Consider the following 18301-nt stretch of genomic DNA (forward strand, 5'->3'; position numbering starts at 1 on the left):
GGGGTCAGGGGTCAGGGGTCAGGGGTCAGAAGTCAGCGGGTCAGAGGTCAGGGGTCAGGCGGGCAGGCCAGGGGGCGGAGGCCCGGAACGTCGTCGGGATCGTCCCACAACAGAACCAACTGGTCTGCCCCCGGCGGCGGTTGGAGGGGGCGCGCATGTGCGCCCGGGGGCACTCCGGCCGCCGCCCGGCGCACTTCCCGTACGCGCGCGGGCAGGTCGAGTACGTCGAGCGCCCCGGGGTCGGGGCGGCCGTCGGGTCCGGCGGGGGCGAGCAGGTCCAGCAGCGCGGGCTCCGGGGTGCCGCCGCCGCGCCGCCACACCGCCACCGGCACTCCCCCTTCGAGCACGGCCTCCAGCAGCCCCTCGTGCGGGGCGGTGGTGGTGTGCGCGACGACGCAGGCGGGGGCGGGGCCCGCCGCCAGTTCCATCCCGAGGGTGTCCGTGGTCTCGGCGTCCCACACGACCCGGACGGCTTCGGGGTGCCGGCCGCCCCGGATGCACAGCCACCGCCATTTGGTGTGCCACTCGGCCCGGGTGTCGGCCCGTTCCTCCGGGCAGCGCACCACGACCTGGTAGAGCAGGCCGAGGGCGCGGCGGCGCCCCGCCGGGCCGCGCGGCACCGGCCACTGGTCGAAGTCGGTGTCCAGCAGCTCGTACGGGACGTGGAACTCGATCCGGTCCACGGCGGCGTACGGCACCCCGGGTGCGGGGCCGCCGGCCCGTGCCCCGCCGATCAGCGCGAGCTGCCGCAGCAGTTCGCCGCGTACGGCGTCCAGCGTGAGCGGCGCGCCCTGCGACTCCCACACCTGCCGCGTCCCGTCGCCGCGCAGCCACATCCGCACCAGGAAGCCGTCCTCGCCGCCCGGCGGCACGTCCAGTCGCACGTCCAGGGCGGTCCGGGGCGCCGGGCTCGGGGGCGGCGGCAGCACGGGCAGGGCCAGCCGCGCGCGGGTTTCCCGTACCCATTCCAGCAGCCGGGCCGCCCACGCCGGGTCGGTCGGGGCGGCCCGGTCGGCGAGGAACCGTACGAAGGGCACCGCGAGCGGCATGCCGGTGCCCCCGGTGCTGCCGCCCTGGCGCTCGTCCAGGTCCTGGACCACGTCGAGCAGGCTGTCGCCGGGCAGGCCGGCGGCCATCGGGGTCGTACAGCCGGCCGCCTTGAAGGCCCAGGCGTAGGCCTCGTGGGCGTGGCGCGGCAGGGTCCGGCCCTCGAAGAGCACGCCGAGCCCGTCCCAGGCTGCCTGGTCGAGCCGGGCGGCCCGGGGCGGGGCGTGCCGGGGCCGGTCGGCGCCGGGCAGGTCCTCGTCGAGGAAGGAGCAGGCGTCCCAGTCCCGGTCGACGAGGAACTGCGGCAACTGCCAGCCCTCGCCGCGGTCGCGCTGCTCCCGGAAGGCGCGGTGGATGGTGCGGGCGGAGGCGGCGAGTCCGGTGACGCCTTCCCGCACCGACCGCTGTCCGAGTTCCGTGAGCAGGGCTTCGGTGAAGCGGCCCGCGCCGCGTTCGGCGTCGTTCTGCGCGGCTTCGCCCTCGCGGGAGGCGTAGAGCCGGAACTGGCGCCGACCGGGGACCGAACCGCCGCCGCCGTAGTCGTTGTTGCCGAAGTTCCAGCGGGTGTCGCGGGGTGCGTCGACGCGACAGGCGTCGACGAGGGCGGCCTGGAGCGGGAACCTGCGACGCCCCACGAGGTCGGTGCGCCACCAGCGCAGCGCGGAGTCGAGGTTGAGGTGGCGGATCTGGCCGGGGTGGGCGTCCTCGCAGGGCAGCATCAGTTCGTCGCGGGGGCCGAGGTAGCCGTGGCCGGCCCAGAAGATCCAGAGCAGGTCGCCGTCGCACTGCGGGAGTTCGTCGAGCAGCGCCGATTTCACGTTGCCCTCGGTGGCCGGCCGGTGCGTGGCGCGCAGGGCGGCCATGGCCGGGGAGTCCGACCAGTCGAGGGTGTCCGGCTCGTCGATCGGGGACAGCAGCAGCCGTACGTTGCCGGGCGGCACCTGGGCGGGCCCGGTCAGCCAGTGTGCGAAGCGCAGGGCGTCGCGGGCCGCGCCACGCAGGTTCCAGCGGGGGCTGACGGCGTACCGCTCGACCCCGGCGACCAGCGCGAAGGTCCGGCCGGGGCCGAGGGCCTCCGGCAGGAAGCCCGGGTCCGGGTCCGGGCCGGGGCCCGGTCCCGCCACGCCGGCGGTCACCCGATCCCCGCCTCGGTCACCGCCTGCCCGATCCGCTCGTAGAGGGTGTTCTGCTTCCAGTACGCGCTGTGGCAGGCGGGGAAGGGCTGGCGACTGCCCACCTCGTGGTCGCTGATCCGCGGGTCGCCGGGGAAGACGGGGGCCGCGAGGTAGGCGAGCACGTCCTGGCGGTCGTACACGTTGAGCCAGCGCGGGAAGCCGTACGGGAGCTTCTCGCCGGGCTCCAGCGCGGTGAGCGCGCCGAGTTCGTACAGGAAGGGGGCCTGGGATCCGACCGTGACGAGGAGTTCGACGCCGGGTACGGGCTCCCCGCGGGCGGCGGCGAGGGCGAGGAGGTCGACGAGGGCGATGCCGCCGAGGCTGTGGCCGATGAGTACGGTCGGCCCCGGCCGGGAGGTGATCTCGGCGTGCAGGAACGCGCGCAGGGCGTGACCACGGGCCTGGTAGCGCAGGATGTCGCCGAGCGCGGGGGTGGCGCCGACGGTGAGGGAGCCGCGCCGGGCGTTGAGCAGGGGCTGTGTGGTGACGCGCAGCGCGAGCCGGCCCAGGACGGCGGCCGCGCGGCCGCCCGGCACCCGGGCGTCGCCGCCGAGGCGGGTGGTGAGCAGCTCGACGAGGCGGTCGCGTTCGGCGCCGGTGCAGTCGGCTTCGGCCCCGACGGAGGCGAGGGCTGCGGCGGTCACGGCACGCGCGAGGACGGTGGCGAGCTCCGCCGCCTGCGCGGCGTCGGCGGCCCGCTCCCCGGCCCGCGCGACCTCGGCGGAGCGGGCGACGAGTTCCACCGCCCCGGGCAGATGCGCCCCGAGCCCGGTCCCACGCAACAGCGCACCGAGCTCACCACCACCCGCGTCGACCCCACGGCCCGCGGGCCCCGCATCCGCCCCCTGTGCCGCACGGCCCGCAGGGGTCCCGGCGGCGGCCGGGGGGAACTCGTCCCGCACCGCCGAAAGCAGGCCCAGCACCCTGGCGCCCTCCGATCGGACGCCCGGCATCGCGAAGCCGTCGTCGTCCTCGCCGCCCTCCCAGCCGGCCTCCGCCAGCACCCGCACCTCGCACAGCGGGTCGGCGATCAGCAGTGCCCAGGCGGCCGTCTCCGCGTCGGCGGCCTCCGCTTCCGGTCCCGGCCGCAGGCCCGGCACGGACCGGCCGCCCGCGCCGAGGTTCGCCCCGAAGCGGTCACCCCAGTAGCAGGAGTCGACGTCCGCCCCGGGAAAACGCCCGGCCAGCCGCTCCCGCACCAGTGCGAACAGCGAATCGTGCCGCTCCCGCCGCACCCCCGTACCGTGGACAAAGAGAAACCGCATCCCACCCGCCCCCTCGCACAGTCACTCGCCCCCGCCCGGCACGATAGCGCCGAGCCGCCAACCGGCGTCAGGGATGTGCGAGTTCGGAATGCGCACCGCACTGCGCCCTTGGCCCCGACTGTGAGCACGAACACGTCCCGGACCCGGAACCCACCGCGCCTCCCGTCCCATCTGACGAGAGGTCGTTAATGTCTGTGGGGTGGGAGCACCGGATGGTCGGCAGGGTTGAGGCAAGGGTCGTACGGGGCTCATTGCTCCTCGTCGTCCTGTGCGCGCTGGTCCTCGCGGGCGGCTGGTACGTATGGGAGCTGCGGGCCATCGCCGACCACATCGCGGACGGGGATCCGCAACGGGGCGTGTACCAGCAGGACCCGGAGCGGGCGGACCGCACGGCCTCCGAGGTCCTCGACGGGATCGTCCGGGAGGTCGCCGAGCCGCCGACGGACGGCAAGGCCTTCGGGGGCGGCGGGACGGTGAGTTGGCGGTCCGCCGGGTGGAAGCCCTCGGAGCCGCTGGAGGCCCGTCCGACCGAGGCCGAGCCCGCGATCGGCGCACTGTTCTCCCCCGGCCGGGACGCCGACCCCGACCACCACTGCTCGGCCGCGGCCGTCCGCTCCCCCGGCGGCGACCTGATCGTCACCGCCGCCCACTGCGTGTACACCCGCGGCTTCCGCACCAACCTGGCCTTCGCCCCCGGCTACCGCGACGGCGTGGCCCCGTACGGCATCTGGGTTCCGACGCGCATCGACGTGGACCCCCGTTGGATCGACGACCAGGACCCGGACCACGACGTCGCCTTCATCCGGCTGCGCCGCCCCGGCTATCCGGGGCAGCGGCTGGAGGACGTCACCGGGGCGGAGACGATCGCCTTCCGTACCGAACTCCCCGTCCCCGCACGGGTCGTGGGCTATCCGAACGACACCGAGGAGCCGCTGGACTGCCGCAACACGGCGGTGGCGGCCGGCCCGACGCAGCTGCGGCTCGACTGCGCGGACGTCCCCAACGGCACGAGCGGCGGGCCGATCCTGACCGACGGCAGCACCCTGATCGGGGTGGTCGGCGGACGTGACGGCGGTGGTGACGAGGAGACCTCGTACAGCATCCGGTTCGGCGACGGGGTCCGGTCCCTGTACGAGCGCGCCACCAAGCCCTAGGGACTGTCTGTCGGCGGGGCGTGGTGCGGCGGGCAGGCACCGGCCGTCGGGGAGGTCGGCAGGCGCCACTTGGACAGGACGCGGACCACCGTGCCCCGGGCTGAGCAGGGTGGTCGGCGGGGTCGTCAGGGAGAGCACTCCGAAGAAGCGGCCGGCGATGGCCCGGTCGGAGTTGGCACCGACCATCACCCGCGCCATGTAGCCCTGGAGGACCTTGGTGGCCCGGTCCGGCGGCGGGCCTTCCGTGCCGGGGTAGCGCATGTCCTCGCTGGTGGCGATCTGCCAATTCCACGCCGGTCACCGAGCGCCCGTCCGGCCCGCCGACGAGCCCGGTGGCCTGGCTGCCGGCGCGCAGCCGGATCCGTTCGTGCCACAGCGCCTCGCGGCGTAACGTCCAGTCGAGCAATTCGCGGCTCGCCAGGAGGATTTCGGAGCCGTCGACCCCGTCGAACCAGTCGGCGGGGCTCAGCCAGAGGAAGTCCCTGGGGCTGTTCAGCAGGGCGGTCAACGCGGGCGCGCAGCTTCTCCGTGGCCCCGGGCAGCAGGTCCTCGATCAGCCGGACGCCCCGGGACCACGGCACGTGCACGTGCCGGGACTGCGGGATGCCCGGCCGGAAGGACGGGGCGGCCTCGGCCGGTTCGTCCTTCTCGACCAGGGTCACCCGCGCGAACCGGTCCGCGAGGACCCGCGCCGCCGGCAGTCCGGCGATGCCCGCCCCGAGGACCACCGCGTGGTCGTGGGTTCTGGGTGGTTGTCCGTGTCGTCGTCGCTCATGTCGCCGAGTCTCCCGGGGAGCGGGGCGGGCAGGTCAGGGGCGGTTCGGGGCGCCCGGATGCGCCCCGGGGGCGGACGGGCTCACGGCGGGGCGCCCGCGTGCGCGGATCGGCCCACCGCGTCGACGACCCGGGGTGTCCCCTGGGGGCCTGCGGAGGATCAGCGCGGCAGGGACGCGTACGAGACCCCCGTGAGCTTCTCGGAGGCGGTCCAGAGCGCTTCGCCGGACTTGTCGTCGAGGGTCCACTTGGCCCGCCAGGAGCGGACGGGCGCGCCGCGCCAGCCGAAGCGCGGCCCGATGAAGTCGTCGGAGCGCACCCCGGGCGCGGTGGCCGCGTAGAGGGTGGGGAGCGCCCCGGTCTCGGTGGGCTGCGCGATGACGGCGTTGCCGACGGCCGACATCCGTGAGACGAGGCTGGGGCCTTCGAGTTTCGCGGCGCCGGAGTGCAGGTTGGTGGAGGCGTAGCCGGGGTGGGAGGCGGCGGCGGTGATCGTGGAGCCCGCGGCGGTGAAGCGCCTCGCCAGTTCGTGGGTGAAGAGCAGGTTGGCGGTCTTGGAGCGGCCGTAGGCGACCCAGCGGCGGTAGCCGTGTTCGTCGCCCAGGTCGTCGAGGTCGACGTCGGAGAGGGCGTGGAAGCCGCTGGAGACGTTGACGATGCGGGCGCCGGGCGGCGCGGCCCGCAGCTTCGGCAGCAGCAGTCCGGTGAGGGCGAAGTGACCGAGGTGGTTGACGCCGAACTGCGTCTCGAAGCCGTCGGTGGTGCGCCCGAACGGCAGGGCCATCACCCCGGCGTTGTTCACCAGCAGGTCGAGCGCCCCGTGGCGCTTCCCGAAGGCCCGGGCGAACTCCCGGACGGACGCCAGCTCTGCCAGGTCGAGCTCGGCGAACTCCACCTCGGCCGCGGGGACCTCCGTGCGCAGCTTGACCACGGCGGCCCGGCCGCGCGCCGCGCTGCGGCAGGCCAGCACCACGGTGGCGCCGCGGCGGGCGAGCTCGCGGGCGGTGACGTAGCCGATCCCGCTGTTGGCGCCCGTGACGACCGCGGTGCGGCCGCGTTGGTCGGGGATGTTCGTGGCGTTCCAGCCCGGCATGGCGACTCCCTCACGTCCCTCACGAAAGATGGGTTACCGAGGGTAGCCCGCAGGGGCCGCGGTCCGGGAGCCAGGGCAGGTTCCTCGCCGGAATCCGCAGGCCAGTAGGCTGCGGTTCCGCAGTCATGCGGACCCGCCGTCCGTCCTCCCGTTCCTCCGCCCGTGCGTCACCGCGTTCGCCCCGTCGTTCGCCCCGTCGTTCGCACTCCCGTCCGCCCGTCCACTCCCCGCCCCCGAGGTACCGCGCAGTGAGCTCCGCACCGCCCCCCATACCCGTGACGGTAGTCGGCCTCGGTGCCGACGGCTGGGCCGGGCTCACCGCCCCCGCGCGGTCCGCGCTGTCCCGTGCCGAGGTGCTGATCGGGGGACCGCGCCAGCTCGACCTGTTGCCGGCCGACGAGTGCGCCGGGCGGCGGGTGACCTGGCCGAGCCCGCTGCGGCCGGCCGTGCCGAAGCTGATCGCCGAGCACGCCGGGCGCCGGATCGCGGTGCTGGCCAGCGGAGACCCGATGTTCTACGGGATCGGCCGCGCGCTGTCCGAGGAGCTCGGTCCGCGGGGCCTCCTCGTCCACCCGCACCCCTCCTCCGTCTCCTACGCCTGCGCCCGCCTGGGCTGGCCGGTGGAGGACACCGAGGTCGTCACCGTGGTGGGCCGCCCGGTGGCCCGGCTCGCGGCCGCCCTGTACGAGGGGCGCCGGGTGCTGGTGCTCAGCGCCGGAGCGGCGACCCCGAACGAGATCGCCGCTCTGCTTCGGGAGCGGGGCTTCGGCCCGAGCCGGATGCGGGTCCTGGAACAGCTCGGCTCCGAGCGCGAGGACGCGTACGAGGGCCGAGCGGACGGCTGGGACCACGCGCCCGGCGACCCCCTGAACGTGGTCGCCGTCGACTGCCTCCGCGACCCGGCCCACCCCGCCCCGCGCCTCGGCGCGACCCCCGGCCTGCCGGACGCCGCCTACGAGCACGACGGCCAGCTGACCAAGCGCCACGTCCGCGCGGCGACCCTGTGCGCGCTGGCCCCGGCCCCCGGCGAGCTGCTGTGGGACATCGGCGGCGGCTCCGGCTCCATCGGCATCGAGTGGATGCGGACGCACCCCTCCTGCCGGGCCGTGGCGGTGGAGCGCGTCCCGGAGCGGGCCGCGCGGATCACCCGCAACGCGGCGGCGATGGGCGTACCCGGCCTGCGCGTGGTCGTCGGCGCCGCCCCGGAGGCGCTCTCGGGCCTCCCCGCCCCCGACGCGGTGTTCATCGGCGGCGGGCTGACCGCGCCCGGCCTCCTCGACGCGACCTGGGCGGCGCTGGCCCCCGGCGGCCGGCTCGTCGTCAACACCGTCACCCTGGAGTCGGAGGCGGTGCTCACCGAGCGCTACCGCCGGCACGGCGGCGAACTCGTGAAGCTCGCCGTCGCGCACGCCGTGCCGGTGGGCGGTTTCACCGGCTGGCGGCAGGCCATGCCCGTGACCCAGTGGTCAGTCACCAAGGAAAAGGATCAGGACCAGACATGACCGTGTACTTCATCGGTGCCGGCCCCGGCGCCGCCGACCTGATCACGGTGCGCGGTGCCCGGACGCTGGCCGCCGCCCCGGTCTGCCTGTACGCCGGCAGCCTCGTCCCGCGCGAACTGCTCGCCGAGTGCCCGCCGGACGCCCGTCTGGTCGACACCTCGCAGCTGAACCTGGACGAGATCATCGCCGAGTGCGTACGGGCCCACGAGGCGGGCGAGGACGTCGCTCGGCTGCACTCCGGCGACCCGTCCATCTTCAGCGCGGTGGCGGAGCAGATGCGGCGGCTCGACGCGGCCGGCATCCCCTACGAGGTCGTCCCGGGCGTGCCCGCCTTCGCGGCGGCCGCGGCGGCGCTGAAGCGGGAGCTGACCGTTCCCACCGTCGGCCAGACCGTGATCCTGACCCGGATCGCCCAGCAGGCCACCCCGATGCCGCCCGGCGAGGACCTGGCCACGCTGGGCCGCAGCGGCGCCCTGCTGGTCCTGCACCTCGCAACCCGCTACGTGGACCGGGTCGTCGACGAGCTGCTGCCGCACTACGGGGCACAGTGCCCGGTGGCGGTGGTGGCGATGGCCAGCCGCCCCGACGAGCTGATCCTGCGGGGCACCCTGGCCGACATCGCCGACCGGGTGAAGGAGCACGGGCTGGTCCGCACCGCCGTCATCGTGGTGGGCCGCACGCTGGGCGCGGAGCAGTTCCGCGACAGCCACCTGTACTCCCCCGAGCGCGACCGGCATGTCTGCTGAGACGGCCCGCGGACGCCACGTCCTGATCCTGGGCGGCACGACGGAGGCCCGCCGGCTCGCCGCCGCGCTCGTGGACGCGGGCGCGGGACGGGTGACCACCTCGCTCGCGGGCCGGGTGGGCTCCCCCGTGCTCCCGCCGGGCGAAACCCGCATCGGCGGCTTCGGCGGCCCTGCCGGGCTCGCCGAGTGGATCGCCGCCCACCGGGTCACCCACCTCGTGGACGCCACCCACCCGTTCGCGGAGCGGATGAGCTTCAACGCGGCAAAGGCGGCCGCCCTTTCGGGGATCCCGCTGCTGGCGCTGCGCCGCCCCGGCTGGACCCCGGAGCCCGGCGACGCGTGGACCTTCACGGACTCGCTCGCCGAGGCGGCGGCCCTGCTGCCCTCGCTCGGCAGCCGCGCCTTCCTCACCACGGGCCGGATGGGGCTGCACACCTTCGCGCACCTCACCGAAACGTGGTTCCTGGTGCGTTCGGTGGATCCGCCGGACGCACCCGCCCCGCCCCGGCTGGAAGTCGTACTGGCCCGGGGCCCGTTCACCCTGGACGACGAGCGGGAGCTGCTGGCCCGCCACCGGATCGACGTCCTGGTGACGAAGGACAGCGGAGGCTCGGCCACCGCCCCCAAGCTCACCGCGGCCCGCGAGGCGGGGATCCCCGTACTGATGGTGGCCCGCCCTCCGGTGCCGGAAGGTGTCGCGGTGGCGGAGTCCGTGGAGGCCGTGCTGAAGTGGCCGGCATGAGCACTACCACTTTGATGATCAACGACGGCTCCGCCGCGCCCGATGCCCCGGTCACCCGCATCGGCGGCCTTCCGCTGGCGCCTCCCGGCACGAAATGGCCCACCTGCACGACCTGTTCCGGCCCGCTCCAGTTCATCGCCCAGATAGTCCTCGACGACGAGCGCGGGGTGCTCGCCGTCTTCATGTGCGCGAACTCCCCGGGCATGTGCGAGGAATGGAGCCCCACGGCCGGCGGCAACCGGGCGTACCTCTTCCCGTCCGCCGGGCTGGTGCCGGTGCCCCTGCCCGCGCTCCCCGCCGCCGAGGAGCCGGACGATGACGAGGACGACGATGACGAGGACGAGGACGAGGACGAGGAGCAGGACGACGTCCGCCAACTCGGGGCGGTGCGTGTCGTCGAGCGGGTGACGGTGGCCGGGGCGGAGTACCGTCCGGCCTGCGAAGCCTGGTCGGCGCGGAGCGGGCGTCCGAGGGGCGAAGTGCTCGGGCAGCTCGGCGGCACCCCGGACTGGCTCCAGTACGACCAGACGCCCGACTGCCCGGACTGCGGCGGCCCGATGGGCTTCGTGGCCCAGCTGGGGGAGGGCCCGGACCACCTCACCGCCCCCAACTTCGGCTCCGGCAGGGCCTATGCGCACGCCTGCGAGCCGTGCGGCCGGGCGGCGTTCCTCTGGCAGTGCTGAGCACGGCACCGAGGGTGGCGCCGGGGCGGGACGTCCCGCCCCGGCGCGCGGGTCAGGCCTCCGGGTACCGGCGCGGGGTCCACGTGATCCGCGAGCCGTCGGCCCGTTCGGTGATCTGCGTCTGCGAGGAGCCGATCAGCAGGATCGTCCTCATGTCCACCTCGGACGGCTCCAGTTCGGCGAGCGTGACGATCCGCACCGACTGCTCCGACCCGCCGACGTCCCGCGCGACGACCACCGGGGTCTGCGGGGCGCGCAGCTCCAGCAGCAGCTCGCGGGCCTGCGCCACCTGCCAGGTCCGGCTGCGCGAGCCGGGGTTGTACAGGGCGAGCACCAGGTCGGCGGAGGCCGCGGCGCGCAGCCGCTCCGCGATGACCTCCCACGGCTTGAGGCGGTCCGACAGCGACACGGTCGCGTAGTCGTGGCCGAGGGGCGCTCCGGCCGCGGCGGCGGCGGCGTTGGCGGCCGTCACGCCCGGCAGGACCCGTACGGGCACGTCCTTGTAGCCGTCCTGCCCGGCGACCTCCAGGACCGCCGTGGCCATGGCGAAGACCCCCGGGTCGCCGCCGGAGACCACGGCCACCCGCTTGCCGCGCCGGGCGAGGTCGAGCGCGAACTCGGCGCGCTCCGACTCCACCTTGTTGTCCGAACCGTGCCTGATCTGGCCCGGCTTGACGGGCACCCGGTCCAGGTACGTCGTGTACCCGACGAGCACCTCGGCGTCGGCGAGCGCCCGCCGGGTCTGCGGGGTCAGCCACAGCGGCCCGGCCGGGCCGGTGCCGACGACCACGACCTCGCCGGGCCCGGAGGGCACGCTGCCCGGGTTGCCGATGCGGCTCGGCACCACGGCGACGGCGAAGTACGGCACGCTCTCCGCGTCCGTCTCGGCCAGCAGCCCGGTGCGCTCGCCCGCCATGGTGGCGCGCTCCACGTAGCGCGCCTCGGCGAGCCGGCCGCTGTTCTCCATCGCGCCGCGCACGGCGGGGAAGGTCCGGCCGAGCTTCATCACGACGGCCGAGTCGGTGGCGGCGAGGCGGGCGGTGAGCTCCTCCTCGGACAGGGTGCCGGGGAGGATCGTGAGCACCTCCTCGCCCTCCACGAGCGGGGTGCCGAGCCGGGCGGCGGCGGCGCTCACCGAGGTGACGCCGGGGATCACCTCGGTCTCGTAGCGGTCCGCGAGCCGCTTGTGCATGTGCATGTACGAGCTGTAGAAGAGCGGGTCGCCCTCGGCGAGGACGGCTACGGTCCGGCCGGCGTCCAGGTGTGCGGCCAGCCGGGCGGCGGCGGCCTCGTAGAACTCCTCCATCGCTCCCTGGTAGCCGCCGGGGTGGTCGGTGGTCTCGGTCGTCACCGGGTAGACCAGCGGTTCCTCGATGTGGCTCTCGCGCAGGTGCTTCGCGGCGATCGACCGGGCGATGGACCGCCCGTGGCGCGCGCTGTGGTAGGCGACGACGTCCGCCTCGCCGATCACCTCGACGGCCCGCAGGGTCATCAGGTTCGGGTCGCCGGGCCCGAGCCCGACGCCGTACAGCCGTCCCTTGTCCACCGGCTCGCTCATTCGGCCACGCTCGCAATGGCGTTGAGGGCCGCGGCGGCGATGGCGCTGCCGCCGCGCCGCCCGCGCACGATCAGGTGGTCGAGCCCGGAGGGGTGCGCGGCGAGGGCGTCCTTGGACTCGGCGGCGCCGATGAAACCGACGGGCACGCCGATGACGGCGGCCGGACGCGGGGCGCCCTCCTCCACCATCTCCAGCAGCCGGAACAGCGCGGTGGGCGCGTTGCCGACGGCGATCACGGAGCCCTCCAACAGGCCCCGGTCGCGCCAGACTTCGAGTGCGGCGGCGCTGCGCGTGGTGCCCATCTTCGCGGCGAGCTCCGGCACGGCCGGGTCGGAGAGGGTGCAGATCACGTCGTTGTCGGCGGGCAGCCGCTTGCGGGTGACGCCACTGGCGACCATCTGCACGTCGCACAGGATCGGCGCGCCGGCCTCCAGGGCGGCGCGGGCCCGCAGCACCACCTCGGGCGTGTACCCCAGGTCGCGGGGCAGGTCGGTCATCCCGCAGGCGTGAATCATGCGCACCGCGACCTGGGCGACCGAGGCGGGCAGCCCGGAGAGGTCCGCCTCGGCGCGGATCGTGGCAAAGGACTGGCGGTAGATCGCGGCGCCGTCCTTCTCGTACTCAAACACGGTGTACTCGCTCATTTCTTCACTGCGGCTTCGGACTCTGAGGGATCTCTGAGGGGTTCGCGTTGCGCGCGGCCGTTAGCCCGACCGCCAAGTCTGTTGGTGCGGGGGACAGTTCCCGCCCGTTCACGGACAGGCGGTATCCGTCCCCCGTGGCGAGGGCGTCCACCCACCGCGTCCCCCGCGGATGCCCGCACCTGCGCTCGCAGCCGGACCAGTGCACGGGCAGCTCGCCCGTCGCCACGTGGACGAGCGCACGGGCATCGGCGCGCACGTCCGCGAGGGACTTCGCGCAACCGGGCTTCCCCGTACAGGCAGTGACGGATCGCCAGGCGCTGTCGGAATCGGTGACGAGCCCGGGGTCGACGGCCGGGGCATCGCCGTGGACGACGATGCTGCGCCAGGGCGTGACCCGCAACTCTCCGGGCAGCGTCCGCCATTGGGCGGTGGTGAGCCGGCCGAGCGGGACCAGCACGCAGAGCGCGTCCGCGTGGACCCCGGGCTCGGGCGGCGGCGCGTACGGCCTCGGTGCTTGCGCCACGTACCGGGCGGGAATCCCGAGACCGTCCAACAGCCGCCCGAACTCGGCTACATCCAGGGCGTGTTCACCCGTCAGCTCCGCCACGCGCCAGGCCCGGGTCCCGGCGCCGTCCACCGCGTCGAGGAAGTGGTGGGCGGCCAGCAGGGCGGCCCGGGGCGCGTCCTCGGCCGCGACCTCGACTGCGTCGCGGGCCGCGCCGAGGCGCAGCAGCGTACGGCCGTCCGGGTCGGGTCCGAGGAGGGTGATGTCGGGGTCGAGCGCGGCGACGTCCCCGCGGCCGTCGTCGACGGCGAACAGGAACCGCCCGGACAGGGCGGCGACGCGGGCGTCGGCGCAGAGCAGCGCGTCGAGCGCCCTCGCCGGGGCGGGGTCGGCGAGCGGGGTGGCGACGATGTTGCGCACCCGCTCGTGGGCCGGGGCCGGGAGCAGCCCGGCCGCGTCGAGCAACTCGGCGAGCCCGCCACCGCACCCGTCGGCGAGGCCGCGCAGTTGTACGTTCCCGCGCGAGGTGAGCTCCAGGTGCCCGTCCCCGAACCGGTCGGCGGCGAGCGCCAGCGCGGCGGCCTGCGGCGCGGTCAGCAGCCCGCCGGGGATCCGCACGCGCGCCAGGAACCCGTCGTCCGCGGCGTGCAGCCGCAGCGCGCCGGGGCAGGCGTCACCGCGGTCCCGTATGACGGGTTCGTCCCGCGATGCGGCGACAGGGGGCTGGGGCATGGCGGCGAGCATACCCACGTTTCCGCTCCCCCGACCTGTGTCCGTCGCCACCCTGAGCACCCGGAACCCGCCACACCGTCACCTCCCACCCCGGTCCAGCCCCGCCCGACTTTCCCGTCCCCACCCGGCCGACCCGGCCCCGCACTGCCACCCCGTCCCCCCGTCCCACCCCGTCCCCACCCGGCCACCCCGTCCGCACCCGGCCAACCCGGCCCCGGTCGGCCAATCCGGCCCCGCCGGCGTTTGAGGCGCGGGGTCCGGGGCAGAGCCCCGGCAGCGGACCCGCACCCGACCCCGCACCCGCCCGCGCAGCACCGGCACCCCACCTCGCCCGGCCAGGGCAAAGGACCCCTAGGATGATCCCGGCGGCGCCACACGGTCCGCCATCGCCGAGGACGGCGACATGGGAGGAAGCCCGGTGCGATTCCGGCGCGGTCCCGCCACTGTGAACCCCGCGGAGCGACCCGCGGGGTGAGTCAGGAACTCCCGCTGTCCTCACTGCCCGGGGCGCGGAAACCCCGAGGAAGGCCTGCCGCCGCATGATCCTGCTGCTGTCGACGTCCGACACCGATCTGCTCAGCGCCCGCGCCGCGAACACCGCCGCCGCCACGGACGACTACCGCTTCGCGAACCCCTCCCGGCTCCCCCTCGACGACCTCCCCGCGCTCCTCGACGGGGTCGACCTGGTCGTCGTACGCCTCCTCGGCGGAATCCGCGCATGGCAGGACGGTCTCGACGTCCTCCTCGCCCCCGACCAGACCCGCCCCGTCGTCGTCCTGACCGGCGAACAGGCCCCCGACGCCCAGCTGATGGAGGCCTCCACGGTCCCCATCGGCATCGCGGCCGAGGCGCACGCCTACCTCGCGCACGGCGGCCCGGCCAACCTCGGCCAGCTGGCACGCTTCCTCTCGGACACGGTCCTCCTCACCGGCCACGGCTTCGAGCCCCCGGCCGCCGCCCCCACCTGGGGCCCCCTGGAGCGCGCCTCCGAGCAGACCACCGGCCCGGCCATCGCGGTGCTCTACTACCGGGCCCACCAGATGTCCGGCAACACCGCCTTCGTGCACGCCCTCTGCGACGCGATCGAGGCCCAGGGCGCCCGGCCCCTCCCCCTCTTCGTCTCCTCCCTGCGCACCCCGGAGCCGGAGCTCCTCCAGGCCCTGGAGTCCGCGGACGCGATCGTCACCACCGTCCTCGCCGCCGGCGGCACCAAGCCCGCCACCGCCTCCGCGGGCGGTGACGACGAGTCCTGGGACGCCGGCGCCCTCGCCGCCCTCGGCGTGCCGATCCTCCAGGCCCTGTGCCTGACCGGCTCCCGCTCCGCCTGGGAGGAGAACGACGAGGGCCTGTCGCCCCTCGACGCCGCCACCCAGGTCGCCGTGCCCGAGTTCGACGGCCGTCTGATCACGGTCCCGTTCTCCTTCAAGGAGCTCGACGAGGACGGCCTGCCCGCCTACGTGGCAGACCCCGAGCGCGCCGCCCGCGTCGCCGGCATCGCCGTGCGCCACGCCCGCCTGCGCCACACCGACCGCCGTGACAAGCGGATCGCGCTGGTCCTCTCCGCGTACCCCACCAAGCACTCCCGCATCGGCAACGCGGTCGGTCTCGACACCCCGGCCAGCGCCGTCGAGTTGCTGCGCACCCTCATCTCCCACGGCTACGACTTCGGCCCGGCCGCCGAGATCCCCGGCCTGGTCTCCGGCGACGGCGACGAGCTGATCCGCGCGCTCATCGAGGCCGGCGGCCACGACCAGGACTGGCTGACCGAGGAGCAGCTGGCCCGCAACCCGGTCCGGATCCCGGCGGCGGACTACAAGCGCTGGTACTCCGAGCTGCCCGCCGACCTCCGCGAGAGCGTCGAGGAGCACTGGGGCGAGGCGCCCGGCAACATGTTCGTCGACCGCTCCGCCAACCCGGAGGGCGACATCGTCCTGGCCGCCCTGCGCCGCGGCAACCTGCTGATCCTCATCCAGCCGCCGCGCGGCTTCGGCGAGAACCCGATCGCGATCTACCACGACCCGGACCTGCCGCCGTCGCACCACTACCTGGCGGCGTACCGCTGGATCCAGGCGGCGGCCGCCGACGGCGGCTTCGGCGCCGACGCGATGATCCACCTGGGCAAGCACGGCAACCTGGAGTGGCTGCCGGGCAAGAACGCCGGCCTGTCCGCCTCCTGCGCCCCCGACGCGGCCCTCGGCGACCTGCCCCTGATCTACCCGTTCCTGGTCAACGACCCGGGTGAGGGCACCCAGGCCAAGCGCCGCGTCCACGCCACGCTCATCGACCACCTCGTCCCGCCGATGGCGCGCGCCGAGTCGTACGGCGACATCGCCCGCCTCGAACAGCACCTGGACGAGTACGCGCAGATCAGCGCGATGGACCCGGCCAAGCTGCCGGCCATCCGCGCGCAGATCTGGACCCTGATCCAGGCCGCGAAGCTCGACCACGACCTGGGTCTGGCCGAACGCCCCGACGACGACGGCTTCGACGACTTCCTGCTGCACGTCGACGGCTGGCTGTGCGAGGTCAAGGACGCCCAGATCCGCGACGGTCTGCACGTCCTCGGCGGAGCCCCGACCGGCGAGTCCCGCGTCAACCTGGTCCTCGCGATCCTGCGCGCCCGCCAGATCTGGGGCGGTACGACGGCCCTCCCGGGCCTGCGCGAGGCCCTCGGTCTGGACGAGTCGGCGGCCACCCGTACCTCGGCGGACGCCATCGAGGAGCAGGCCCGCGCCCTGGTCCAGGCGATGGAGGAGGCGGACTGGTCCCAGGACGCGGTGGCCGCCGTCGCCGCCGGCCACCCGCAGCCGGTCGCCGACGTCCTCTCCTTCGCCGCCCGCGAGGTGGTCCCGCGTCTGGCCGGCACCACGGACGAGATCGCCCACGTGGTCTCGGCCCTGGACGGCAGGTTCGTCCCGGCGGGCCCCTCCGGTTCGCCGCTGCGCGGCCTGGTCAACGTGCTGCCCACCGGCCGCAACTTCTACTCGGTCGACCCGAAGGCCGTCCCCTCCCGCCTCGCGTGGGAGACGGGCCAGGCCCTCGCCGACTCCCTCCTCGCCCGCTACCGCGCGGACCACGACGACGAGTGGCCCGCCTCCGTCGGCCTGTCCCTCTGGGGTACGAGTGCGATGCGCACGGCGGGCGACGACGTGGCCGAGGCCCTCGCCCTCCTCGGCATCCGCCCGGTCTGGGACGAGGCCTCGCGCCGCGTGACGGGCCTGGAACCCATCCCGCTCGCGGAGCTCGGCCGCCCGCGCATCGACGTGACCCTGCGCATCTCGGGCTTCTTCCGCGACGCGTTCCCGCACGTCATCGGCCTCCTGGACGACGCGGTCCGACTCGCGGCCTCGCTGGACGAGCCGGCCGCGGACAACTTCGTCCGGGCCCACGCCCAGGCGGACCTGGCCGCCCACGGCGACGAGCGCCGCGCGACGACCCGTATCTTCGGCTCCCGCCCCGGCACGTACGGCGCGGGCATCCTCCAGCTCATCGACTCCCGCGACTGGCGCACGGACGCCGACCTGGCCGAGGTCTACACGGTCTGGGGCGGTTACGCGTACGGCCGCGGCCTGGAGGGCCGTCCGGCCCGCGAGGAGATGGAGACGGCGTACAAGCGCATCACCGTCGCCGCCAAGAACACGGACACCCGCGAGCACGACATCGCGGACTCGGACGACTACTTCCAGTACCACGGCGGCATGGTGGCCACGGTCCGCGCCCTGCGCGGCACGGCCCCCGAGGCCTACATCGGCGACTCCACCCGCCCCGAGACGGTCAAGACGCGCACCCTGGTCGAGGAGACGTCCCGCGTCTTCCGCGCCCGCGTGGTCAACCCCAAGTGGATCGAGGCGATGCGCCGCCACGGCTACAAGGGCGCCTTCGAGCTCGCCGCGACGGTCGACTACCTCTTCGGCTACGACGCCACGACCGGCGTCATCGCGGACTGGATGTACGACAAGCTCACGGAGACCTACGTCCTGGATCCGACGAACCGCGCCTTCCTGGAGGAGGCCAACCCCTGGGCCCTGCACGGCATCGCGGAGCGTCTCCTGGAGGCCGAGTCCCGCGGGATGTGGGAGAAGCCGGACCCGCAGATCCTCGAATCCCTCCGCCAGGTCTACCTGGACACGGAAGGCAACCTCGAAGCCGAAGCGGAGTAGGACTCCGACGCGGGGTCCGAAATGCGGACCGTCCTCCTCGCCCACGGAAAGGGCGAGGAGGACGGTCTTTTCGCTGCCATGTCCACGGACCCCGAATACGCGGACCGCGCCCGGCCGACTAGACCTTGACGGTCTGGTTCAGCGCGACGAGCGCCTGCGCCCACCGGGCGTACTTCAGCTGCCCGAAGTCGGCGACGGTCTTCACCCCGAACGCCTGGGCGAGCAGCTCGCCGTCCTTGTCGGTGACGCCCTTGAGCGCGGAAACGGGAGCCGAAAGCACCTCGGAGAGGGGCTTCTCGGCCCACGCCTTGTCGAGCACCTTGTCCAGATCGATAGCCATGGGTGTTCCCTCCCGGAACGCCGGAACCACAACACGGACAAACTAACCTAATCCGACAATCACCCCATGTCTCGACACCCCGGGACATGCCCGGGCGCCGACGCCGCCGAGTCGGACGCAATCCCTCGAAGGGGGTCATCGCCACCTCCGGGTGGTTCGAACGCCGTGTCACGGAGCCGTT

General features: G+C 74.6%; 14 protein-coding genes and 1 riboswitch. Of the genes, 6 read left to right on the top strand and 8 right to left on the bottom strand.

Going from position 1 to position 18301, the window contains the following annotated elements; all coding sequences use genetic code 11:
- Positions 1-47 precede the first annotated feature (47 nt).
- Positions 48-2183: a hypothetical protein gene (locus ACFYZL_RS36200; RefSeq protein WP_388684974.1), complete on the bottom strand. Its 2136-nt coding sequence runs from the start codon at positions 2181-2183 to the stop codon at positions 48-50.
- Complete coding sequence (locus ACFYZL_RS36205; RefSeq protein ID WP_384756943.1) at positions 2180-3487, bottom strand: hypothetical protein; 1308 nt, start codon at positions 3485-3487, stop codon at positions 2180-2182. The genes ACFYZL_RS36200 and ACFYZL_RS36205 overlap by 4 nt, the downstream gene beginning before the upstream one ends.
- 212 nt (positions 3488-3699) lie before the next feature.
- Between ACFYZL_RS36205 and ACFYZL_RS36210 the strand changes: the two genes are divergently transcribed.
- Positions 3700-4641 (top strand): trypsin-like serine peptidase, encoded by a 942-nt coding sequence (locus tag ACFYZL_RS36210; RefSeq protein WP_388684978.1) that lies wholly within the window; start codon positions 3700-3702, stop codon positions 4639-4641.
- Positions 4642-4826: 185 nt separating this feature from the next.
- Here the strand turns inward: ACFYZL_RS36210 and ACFYZL_RS36215 are convergent, their stop codons facing one another.
- Positions 4827-5369 carry an FAD-dependent oxidoreductase gene (locus ACFYZL_RS36215; RefSeq protein WP_388684981.1) on the bottom strand — a complete coding sequence of 181 codons (543 nt, stop codon included), beginning with the start codon at positions 5367-5369 and terminating at the stop codon, positions 4827-4829.
- Positions 5370-5575: 206 nt separating this feature from the next.
- Positions 5576-6508 carry an oxidoreductase gene (locus ACFYZL_RS36220; RefSeq protein ID WP_384756937.1) on the bottom strand — a complete coding sequence of 311 codons (933 nt, stop codon included), beginning with the start codon at positions 6506-6508 and terminating at the stop codon, positions 5576-5578.
- 275 nt (positions 6509-6783) lie between these two features.
- Between ACFYZL_RS36220 and cbiE the strand changes: the two genes are divergently transcribed.
- From cbiE to ACFYZL_RS36240, 4 genes are read left to right on the top strand one after another with little or no spacing between them, the layout of a single operon-like run.
- On the top strand, positions 6784-8010 hold the full coding sequence (cbiE, locus tag ACFYZL_RS36225) for a precorrin-6y C5,15-methyltransferase (decarboxylating) subunit CbiE (protein ID WP_388684983.1): 1227 nt from the start codon (positions 6784-6786) through the stop codon (positions 8008-8010).
- Positions 8007-8756, top strand: a complete 750-nt coding sequence (gene cobM / locus ACFYZL_RS36230; RefSeq protein ID WP_384756931.1) for a precorrin-4 C(11)-methyltransferase — start codon at positions 8007-8009, stop codon at positions 8754-8756. Before cbiE ends, cobM begins: the two co-directional genes overlap by 4 nt.
- Positions 8746-9498, top strand: coding sequence for a cobalt-precorrin-6A reductase (locus tag ACFYZL_RS36235; protein ID WP_384756928.1), 753 nt, complete (start codon positions 8746-8748; stop codon positions 9496-9498). The genes cobM and ACFYZL_RS36235 overlap by 11 nt, the downstream gene beginning before the upstream one ends.
- Positions 9495-10181 carry a hypothetical protein gene (locus ACFYZL_RS36240; protein WP_388684986.1) on the top strand — a complete coding sequence of 229 codons (687 nt, stop codon included), beginning with the start codon at positions 9495-9497 and terminating at the stop codon, positions 10179-10181. Before ACFYZL_RS36235 ends, ACFYZL_RS36240 begins: the two co-directional genes overlap by 4 nt.
- Positions 10182-10233: 52 nt before the next feature.
- Here ACFYZL_RS36240 and ACFYZL_RS36245 read toward each other — a convergent pair whose 3' ends face one another.
- Genes ACFYZL_RS36245 through ACFYZL_RS36255 form a run of 3 tightly spaced genes read right to left on the bottom strand, consistent with a single transcriptional unit; the run spans position 10234 to position 13632 of the window.
- The gene (locus ACFYZL_RS36245) at positions 10234-11739 is read right to left on the bottom strand and encodes a precorrin-2 C(20)-methyltransferase (protein WP_384752821.1); all 1506 of its coding nucleotides are present in this window, start codon (positions 11737-11739) and stop codon (positions 10234-10236) included.
- Entirely contained in the window at positions 11736-12383 is a 648-nt protein-coding gene (locus ACFYZL_RS36250; protein WP_388684989.1) for a precorrin-8X methylmutase, read from the bottom strand. The genes ACFYZL_RS36245 and ACFYZL_RS36250 overlap by 4 nt, the downstream gene beginning before the upstream one ends.
- Positions 12384-12387: 4 nt before the next feature.
- Positions 12388-13632 carry a cobalamin biosynthesis protein CobG gene (locus tag ACFYZL_RS36255; RefSeq protein WP_388685009.1) on the bottom strand — a complete coding sequence of 415 codons (1245 nt, stop codon included), beginning with the start codon at positions 13630-13632 and terminating at the stop codon, positions 12388-12390.
- A gap of 395 nt (positions 13633-14027) precedes the next feature.
- Positions 14028-14106: riboswitch (cobalamin riboswitch) on the top strand.
- A 53-nt stretch (positions 14107-14159) separates the two neighbouring features.
- Here ACFYZL_RS36255 and cobN point away from each other — a divergent pair.
- Positions 14160-17780 carry a cobaltochelatase subunit CobN gene (cobN, locus tag ACFYZL_RS36260; RefSeq protein WP_388684992.1) on the top strand — a complete coding sequence of 1207 codons (3621 nt, stop codon included), beginning with the start codon at positions 14160-14162 and terminating at the stop codon, positions 17778-17780.
- Positions 17781-17898: 118 nt separating this feature from the next.
- Here cobN and ACFYZL_RS36265 read toward each other — a convergent pair whose 3' ends face one another.
- On the bottom strand, positions 17899-18120 hold the full coding sequence (locus ACFYZL_RS36265) for a hypothetical protein (RefSeq protein WP_384579908.1): 222 nt from the start codon (positions 18118-18120) through the stop codon (positions 17899-17901).
- Positions 18121-18301 lie beyond the last annotated feature (181 nt).

It is taken from the genome of Streptomyces sp. NPDC001717 (genome assembly GCF_042892775.1).
In the GTDB taxonomy this organism is placed as follows: Bacteria; Actinomycetota; Actinomycetes; order Streptomycetales; family Streptomycetaceae; genus Streptomyces.